Source organism: Streptomyces sp. NPDC043896 (genome assembly GCF_056435605.1).
The window spans coordinates 10,119-17,447 of the sequence record NZ_JBWKEE010000049.1 but is presented as its reverse complement, the minus strand read 5'-3'; the positions used below and the strand labels follow the sequence as shown (position 1 = coordinate 17,447).

The window sequence follows — 7,329 nt, the reverse complement described above, 5'->3', positions numbered from 1 at the left end:
GGGGGATCCTGCCTGGGAGGGGGCCGCAAAAGAAAACAAGGAGGCAACGAAAAAAAACCCCCCCCCCCCCCCCCCGGCACGACACGGAACGACGATGGGACTGACGGGAAACCCCCAGCACCTCCCCGACCCGGTCCAGGGGGCTACCGCCCCCCGCACCCCCGCCCCGCCCCCTACGCCCCCGCCACCTCGCGCACCCGCCTGCGGTGGCGGGCCACGCGCTCCCTGTTGCCGCACAGTTCGCTCGAGCACCACCGCCGGCGGTGACCCCTGGAGGTGTCCAGGTAGAGGCGGACGCAGCCGTCGCCCTCGCAGGTGCGGATCAGGGCCAGGTCGCCGGGGTCGGTGAGGAGTTCCACCGCGTCCCGGGCCACCGCCGCCAGCATCCCCGCGCACTCCACCCCGCCGCACAGTTCGCGGACGAGGTGGCCCTCCTGGTCCCGTACCGCGCACACGCCCGGGGGCGGACCGGCGGCGGCCGCGTTGACCCGGGCCAGGGCGCCTTCCTCCGGGCCGGTGCCGGCGAGTTCGGCCCGTACGAGGGTGCCCAGGTCGCGGCGCAGCGCGCGGAAGGCCTCCACCCAGTCGGGTCCGAGCCGTGCGAGCGGGGTCCGGTCGGGGACCAGTCCGGCTCCGACGAGCCACAGCCGCAGCTCGTCGCCGTCGCGCAGGCCCTCGGCCCCCTGAACGTCATGGGTGGCCAGCAGGTCCAGGCAGACCCGCCCGGAGTCGAACCACATGCCCGTCCACATGCCTGTCACCGCCTCGGTCGTCGCCGTGGGACTGGGACGCCTCCCCAGAGTGCCGTCGGCGGCCGCGAAGCGGAAGCCCCCGCGCGGGGCTACGCGGCGGGTGAATCGTCGTGGAGTACGCGCTGGAAGAGGCGGTGGTCGCGCCAGGCTCCGTTGATGTGGAGGTACCGGGGTGCGAGTCCGATCTCGGTGAAGCCGTTCTTGGCCAGCACCCGCATGGAGGCGTGGTTGTCGACCATCGTCTGGGCCTCCACCCGGTGGAGCCCGAGCTCCTCGCGGGCGGTCCGGAGGACTTCGGCCAGTCCCGCGGTGGCCAGGCCCTTGCCGTGCCAGGCCTTGTCGATCCAGTAGCCGACGCCGCCGCTGCACAGGGGGCCGAGCGCGATGCTGCCGAGGTTCATCGCCCCCACCACCGCGCCCCCGCCGGCCTCGACGAAGACGTACGGGACGAGCCTGCCCCCGTCGCGGTCTTCGAGCATGCCCTCGATGCGCTCCCGCTGCCCGGCCTCGGTGTAGAACCTCTCGGTGCGCAGGGGTTCGTACGGCTTCATGGCCTCCCGGTTGCGTGTCACCGCGTCGGCCAGCCCGGCGGCGTGTTCGACGGCCAGGCCCTTCATCTCCACCCCGTTGATGATCATGTCGGCACGCTAACGGACGTCCGCCCCCGTGCTCCAGCCTTCGCCCTCCCCCGGGTCCAACGACAGCCGGTACCCCCGCTTGACCACCGTCTGGATCAGCCGGGGCGCCCCCAGGGCCGCCCGCAGCCGGGCCATCGCGGTCTCCACGGCGTGCTCGTCGCTGCCGGCCCCGGGCAGCGCCCTCAGCAGGTCGGCCCGGGACACCACCCAGCCGGGCCGTCGGGCCAGTGCCTCCAGCAGGGCCATCCCGGCGGGCGGGACCGGGCGCAGCCCGTCGTCGACGAGGACGGCGTGCCCCCGGATCTCCAGCCGGTGCCCGGCGACGGGCAGGACGCGGGCCCGGCCGGGGAGTTCGCGGCACAGCACCTGCACCAGCGGGCCGAGCCGGAACCGCTCGGGCTGTACGGTCTCCACTCCCTCTGCCTGGAGCGGCAGCGCGGTGACGGGTCCCACGCACGCCGCGAGGACCGGCCCGCGCAGTGCCTCCAGTACGGCTTCCCGCAGCCCGCGTTCCCCGGCCCGGGAGAGCAGGGAGGCCGCTGCCGGGGCCGAGGTGAAGGCGACCGCGTCCACCGTCCCGACGGCCACGGCGTCCAGCAGCCGGTCCAGCGGTGCGAGGTCCTCCGGCGGCATCCACCGGTACACCGGTACCGGTACCACCTCGGCCCCGCCGTCGCGCAGGGCCTCCACGAAGCCGGGGAGGGGTTCGCCGTGCAGCTGGAGCGCGATCCGCCGCCCGGCGACGCCGCCGGCGAGGAGCCGGTCCAGTACCTCGGCGAGCGATTCCGACTGGGGGGACCAGGCCTCGACGAGTCCGGCGGCCCGTACGGCGCCCTTGACCTTGGGGCCGCGTGCCAGGAGTTCGGTGGTGCGCAGCCGGTCGAGGAGGTCCTCGCCGATGCCCCAGCCGTCGGCGGCTTCGATCCAGCCGCGGAAGCCGATGGCGGTGGTGGCGACGACGGCGTCCGGGGGGCTGTCGAGGAGTTCCTTGGTGGCGGCCATCAGCTCGGTGTCGTCGGCGAGCGGCACGATCCGCAGGGCGGGGGCGTGGATGACGGCGGCTCCGCGCCTGCGCAGCAGGGCGATCAGTTCGTCCGCCCGCCGGGCGGCGGTGACTCCGACGGTGAATCCGGCCAGGGGGCCGTGGGGAGCGTCGTCCATCGTGGTTGCCTGCCTTGCCCTGAGGGTTCCTGCGTCGGGGACGTGCCGAGCCTGCCAAGGCGTCGTGTCGGGCTCGGTTCCACCGTATTTCGGACCGGTTAACCGGTCCGTCACCGCCGTGCTCCGGTGTCACACGGGTCTCAGACCGATGTGAGCTGCGCTTTTTCCGCCTGCCCGGCGGTGTCGGCGGCCGGGGCGGCGGCGACCGGCCGGCGAAGGTATACCGCCCAGGTGACCGCGCAGCACACGGCGTAGAAGGCGAGGAAGGTGGTGAAGGCGGTGGTTCCGGAGCCGGATTCGAGGAAGGCGGAGCGGAAGACCAGGTTGATGCCGAGTCCGCCGAGTGCGCCGACGGCTCCGATGAGGCCCATGGAGGCGCCCGAGAGCCGCCGTCCGTGGGCGGCGGCCTCTTCGCCGTCGAGGCCTCGGGCGAGTGCCTTCGCGGCGAAGATGCCGGGGATCATCTTGTAGGTGGAGCCGTTGCCGAGCCCGCTGAGCGCGAACAGGGCGACGAAGCCGACGAGGAAGACGGGCAGGGATTCCCGTACGGAGGCCAGCAGGACCACTCCGGTGGCGGCGGCCATCGCGACGAAGGTGGCGAGGGTGATGCGGGCGCCGCCGTAGCGGTCGGCGAGGGCGCCGCCGACGGGCCGGACGAGGGAGCCGAGGAGCGGGCCGATGAAGGTGAGGGAGGCTGCCTGGAGGGGGGTCCGTCCGAACTGCGTCTGGAGCACGAGCCCGAAGGCGAAGCTGTAGCCGATGAAGGAGCCGAAGGTTCCGACGTAGAGGAAGGCCATGATCCAGGTGTGGGCGTCGCGGGCGGCCTCGCGGACGGCGCCGGAGTCGTTGCGCACGGGCGCCAGGTTGTCCATGCGTACGAGGGCCAGCGCGGCGGCGGCGACGATCAGCGGGAGGTAGGTCCACAGCAGCAGCCGGGGGTGGCCGACTCCGGCGGTGCCGATGACCAGGAGGGCGACGAGCTGGACGACGGGGACGCCGATGTTGCCGCCGCCGGCGTTGAGTCCGAGGGCCCAGCCCTTCTTGCGCAGCGGGAAGAAGGCGTTGATGTTCGTCATCGAGGAGGCGAAGTTGCCGCCGCCGACGCCGGTGAGGGCGGCCACGGCGAGGAACGTGCCGTACGAGGTGCCCGGTTCCATGACGATGAGGGCGGCGATGGTCGGCGCGAGGAGGAGCAGGGCGCTGACGACGGTCCAGTTGCGGCCGCCGAAGCGGGCGACGGCGAAGGTGTAGGGGATCCGTACGAGGGCGCCGACGAGGGTGGCGGTGGCGATGAGGAAGAACTTCCCGGCCGGGTCGATGCCGTACTGGGGGCCCATGAAGAGCACCATGACGGACCACAGCGACCAGATGGAGAAGCCGATGTGTTCGGAGAACACGGAGTAGAGGAGGTTGCGGCGGGCGGTCCGCTCCCCCGTCTCCCGCCAGAACGTCTCGTCCTCGGGTTCCCACCGCTCGATCCAGCGGCCTCCCCTGCGCGGTGCGGTCGTACCGGTCATCACACGCCTCCACAGCTGTCGCGTCCTTGCTGAGGAGGCTAGGAAGGGCGCGTTTCGGCCCCGGTCCCCGCCGGATGACCGGCGGGAAACCTTGCACTCACCCGCCGCCGGGGGCGGGTGTGAGCGCTGCGGGGAGCCAGCTGCCCGGGGGGACTTCCAGCCAGTCGCCGGCGGTCTGGAGTTCGCGGGCGGCCCGTTGCAGGGCGTCGAGGCCGGGGTGGGCCAGGCCCTTGCGCCACACCATCGACAGCGGGGACAGGGGGACGGGGTCGACGAGGGGGCGTTTGACGCTGCCGGGCATGTCGAGGAAGCCGACGGTGGCGAGGACAGGGTTGCGGGTCTTGGCCATGACGCGGCGGAACTCCTCCTTGCCCATCGCGACGGGGGCGGGCGGGGCGAGGGCGATGCCGCGTCCGGCGAACAGTTCACGGGCGAGGCCGGTCCACTCCAGGGTGCGCGGGTTGCCCGCCCCGGCGTACACGGTCTCCCCGGCGAGCGCGGCGAGCGGTACGGCCTCCCGCGCGGCCAGCGGGTGGTCTTCGGGCAGGACCACGGCGAGGGGTTCGTAGCGGACGGGGCGGTGGTCGAGGCGGGCGCGGAGGGCGGGCGCGAGTCCGGCCGCGTACCCGAAGGAGACGTCGAGGCGGCCGGCGGCGATCTCGGCGGCGGCGTGGGTGAGGCCGCTCTCGAAGCGGGCCATCAGCTCGCAGCCGGGGGCGAGTTCGCGGGCGCGTTCCAGGACCCGGCGGCCGGTGCTGGGACCGTCGGTGTTCATGTCGACGAGCAGCGCGCGGGGCGGTCCGGCGAAGGCGGCGGCGAGTTCCTCGTGGGCGCGCAGGACGTCGCGGGCGTGGGGCAGGAGCCGTTCGCCGTCGGGGGTGAGCTCGACCGCGCGGGTGGTGCGCAGGAACAGCGGCGTGCCCAGGGCCTGTTCGAGCCGGCGGACGTCGCGGCTGAGGGCCTGCTGGGCGACGTAGAGCCGGGCGGCGGCGCGGGAGAAGTGCAGCTCCTCGGCGACCGCGAGGAAGCCGCGCAGCAGCCGGGGGTCGAGGTCACGGGCGGTCATCCCCGGAGATTAACAACGGGAGCGCGTGAATGGCCCCGGAACAGGTGTTGGACCGGTGCCGGGGGCGGGCCGCAGGCTCGTCGCATGCCGCAAGAAACCCCGCTCATGGCCGTGACCGGCAGCACCCTGGTCCTGGCCGGCCCTCCGGCCCCGGTACGCGCCCCCGCCCCCACCGCCGCCCGCACCCCCGGCCCGTACGCCCGCCTCTTCACCCGCCCCGGTACGCGCGGGTTCACCACCGGGAACCTGATGGCCCGGCTGCCCATGGGCATGTTCGCGGTCAGCGCGGTGATGATGATCGCCGGGCAGCGCGGCTCGTACGCCCTCGCCGGCGCGGTCACCGCCACCGGGCTGGCCGCCACCGCCGTCGTCGCGCCCTGGACGGCCCGGCTGGTCGACCGGTACGGGCAGGCCCGCATCGCCGTGCCGGCGACGGTGATCGCCGTCCTCGGCTCGCTCTCCCTGGTCGTGTGCGTCCGTACGCAGGCCCCCGCGTGGACCCTCTTCGCCTCGTACGCGGCCACCGCGACCACCCCCAACATCGGCGGCATGTCCCGGGCCCGCTGGACGCACCTGCTGCCCCCGGCCGAGCACCACACCGCGATGTCCTTCGAACAGGCCGCCGACGAGCTGTGCTTCATGCTCGGCCCGGTCCTCGCGGCCTTCCTGTGCACGGCCGCCTTCCCGGAGGCGGGCACCCTGGCCGGGGCGGTGCTGCTGCTCACCGGGATGCTGGTCTTCACCGCGCACCGGTCCACCCAGCCGCCCGCCACCGGGGTACCGCCCGCCGCCCTCGGCCCGTCCCCGCTGCGCGCCCTGCTCCCGCTGCTCGGCCTGCTGACGGCCGCCGGGGCGGTGTTCGGCTCGATGGAGGTCGCCTCCATCGCCCACCTCGCCGCCCTGGGCCTCGGCGGCGCCTCCGGCCCGGTACTGGCCCTCCAGGCGGCGGGCTCCTGCGCCGCCGGGCTCTACTACGGCACCCGCCGTCCGCGCGCCCTGCGGACCTGCCTGGTGGCGCTGGCCGCGGCGATGGCCCTGCCCTGGGCCGCGGCCGCTTCGGGATCGCTCGCGCTGCTGGCCGTGGCCCTGCTGTCGGCCGGGATGGCCACCGCCCCGGTGATGGTGGGCGCGATGGCCCTGGTGCAGCGGGCCACTCCGCGCGGCCGCCTCAACGAGGGCATGAGTCTCGCCGTCACCGCGATCATGGCCGGGATCGCCGTGGGTGCCGCCACCGCGGGCCAGGCCGTGGACCGTCTGGGTTCCACCGCCGCGTACGCCCTCCCGGCGGCCGCCGCCCTGGTCGCGCTGGGCCTCACCGTCGCAACAGCCCGATTCATCCGTATTGTTCCGGCGGGCGAGTGACGCGTCCGCGTGGTACGCACCACTCCTCCGCGCGATCCCGCATAACTGGGGGTGCTTTCCCCAGCGCCCTTCCCTTCGCGGAGGAACTCCCCTTGCCTGCTTCACGCTCCGTCTCCTCGGCCCTCGTCGTCGCGGCCGTCACCGCGTCCTGCCTGGTAACGGCCGTACCGGCCCTGGCCGACGCGTCACCCGTCCGGTTCTCCCAGCCGTACGTCCCCTCCATCGCCCCGGGCGGGACGGGCCGCGTCGTCATCGCGGCCCTGAACGGCCAGGACCCGGCGCGCAGCAGCACCTTCCGGATCACCGCCCCGGAGCGGACCACCTTCCCGGAGGCCCGCTTCTACTGGAACGGGCAGCGGGCGGGCGGCTCGTGCACCCGCTCGGCGGACGCGCGCCTCATGACCTGTGACGCCGGCACCCGGGCCGGCTTCACCTTCCCGGCGAACACCCAGACGCGGCTGGCGGTGGCCGTCCGGGTGGACCCGAAGGCCCCGGAGGGCACCACCCTGGACGGCGGCGAGTGGTCCAACGGCACCGACGCCCCGGCCCTGTTCGCCGTGGCCACCCCGGTGACGGGCCCGAAGGGCGACGACGGCCGCCCCGGCCACGACGGCAAGCCCGGCCACCACGGCAAGCCGGGCCGCCCGGGCCCGCAGGGGCCGCAGGGCGAGAAGGGCGAGAAGGGCGACCCCGGCAAGGACGGCCCGGCGGGGCCCCAGGGACTGCCCGGCCAGAACGGCAAGAACGGCGACAACGGGAAGAACGGAAAGGACGGGCTGCCCGGCAGGGACGGGAAGCCCGGCAAGGACGGCGCCCCCGGCCCCCAGGGACCC

At 74.4% G+C, this 7,329-nt stretch carries 6 protein-coding genes and 1 pseudogene; 2 read left to right on the top strand and 5 right to left on the bottom strand.

The window, feature by feature from the left end; genetic code table 11:
* Positions 1-173: 173 nt before the first annotated feature.
* The 5 genes from AC069X_RS37065 to AC069X_RS37045 form a co-directional block, all read right to left on the bottom strand.
* A complete protein-coding gene (locus AC069X_RS37065) occupies positions 174-752 on the bottom strand; it encodes a CGNR zinc finger domain-containing protein (protein ID WP_478735961.1) in 579 nt (192 codons plus the stop codon).
* 89 nt (positions 753-841) lie between these two features.
* Entirely contained in the window at positions 842-1,390 is a 549-nt protein-coding gene (locus tag AC069X_RS37060; RefSeq protein WP_478735959.1) for a GNAT family N-acetyltransferase, read from the bottom strand.
* A gap of 9 nt (positions 1,391-1,399) precedes the next feature.
* The gene (locus AC069X_RS37055; RefSeq protein WP_478735957.1) at positions 1,400-2,551 is read right to left on the bottom strand and encodes a uroporphyrinogen-III synthase; all 1,152 of its coding nucleotides are present in this window, start codon (positions 2,549-2,551) and stop codon (positions 1,400-1,402) included.
* Positions 2,552-2,691: 140 nt separating this feature from the next.
* Positions 2,692-4,068 (bottom strand): MFS transporter, encoded by a 1,377-nt coding sequence (locus AC069X_RS37050; protein WP_478735955.1) that lies wholly within the window; start codon positions 4,066-4,068, stop codon positions 2,692-2,694.
* A gap of 97 nt (positions 4,069-4,165) precedes the next feature.
* Positions 4,166-5,134, bottom strand: a complete 969-nt coding sequence (locus AC069X_RS37045; RefSeq protein WP_478735953.1) for a LysR family transcriptional regulator — start codon at positions 5,132-5,134, stop codon at positions 4,166-4,168.
* A gap of 84 nt (positions 5,135-5,218) precedes the next feature.
* On the opposite strand from AC069X_RS37045, the gene AC069X_RS37040 reads away from it, so the two are divergent.
* Together AC069X_RS37040 and AC069X_RS37035 are read left to right on the top strand one after the other, a co-directional pair.
* Positions 5,219-6,496, top strand: a complete 1,278-nt coding sequence (locus AC069X_RS37040) for an MFS transporter (RefSeq protein ID WP_478735951.1) — start codon at positions 5,219-5,221, stop codon at positions 6,494-6,496.
* A gap of 92 nt (positions 6,497-6,588) precedes the next feature.
* Positions 6,589-7,329: pseudogene (locus AC069X_RS37035) on the top strand (hypothetical protein); the annotation flags it as partial.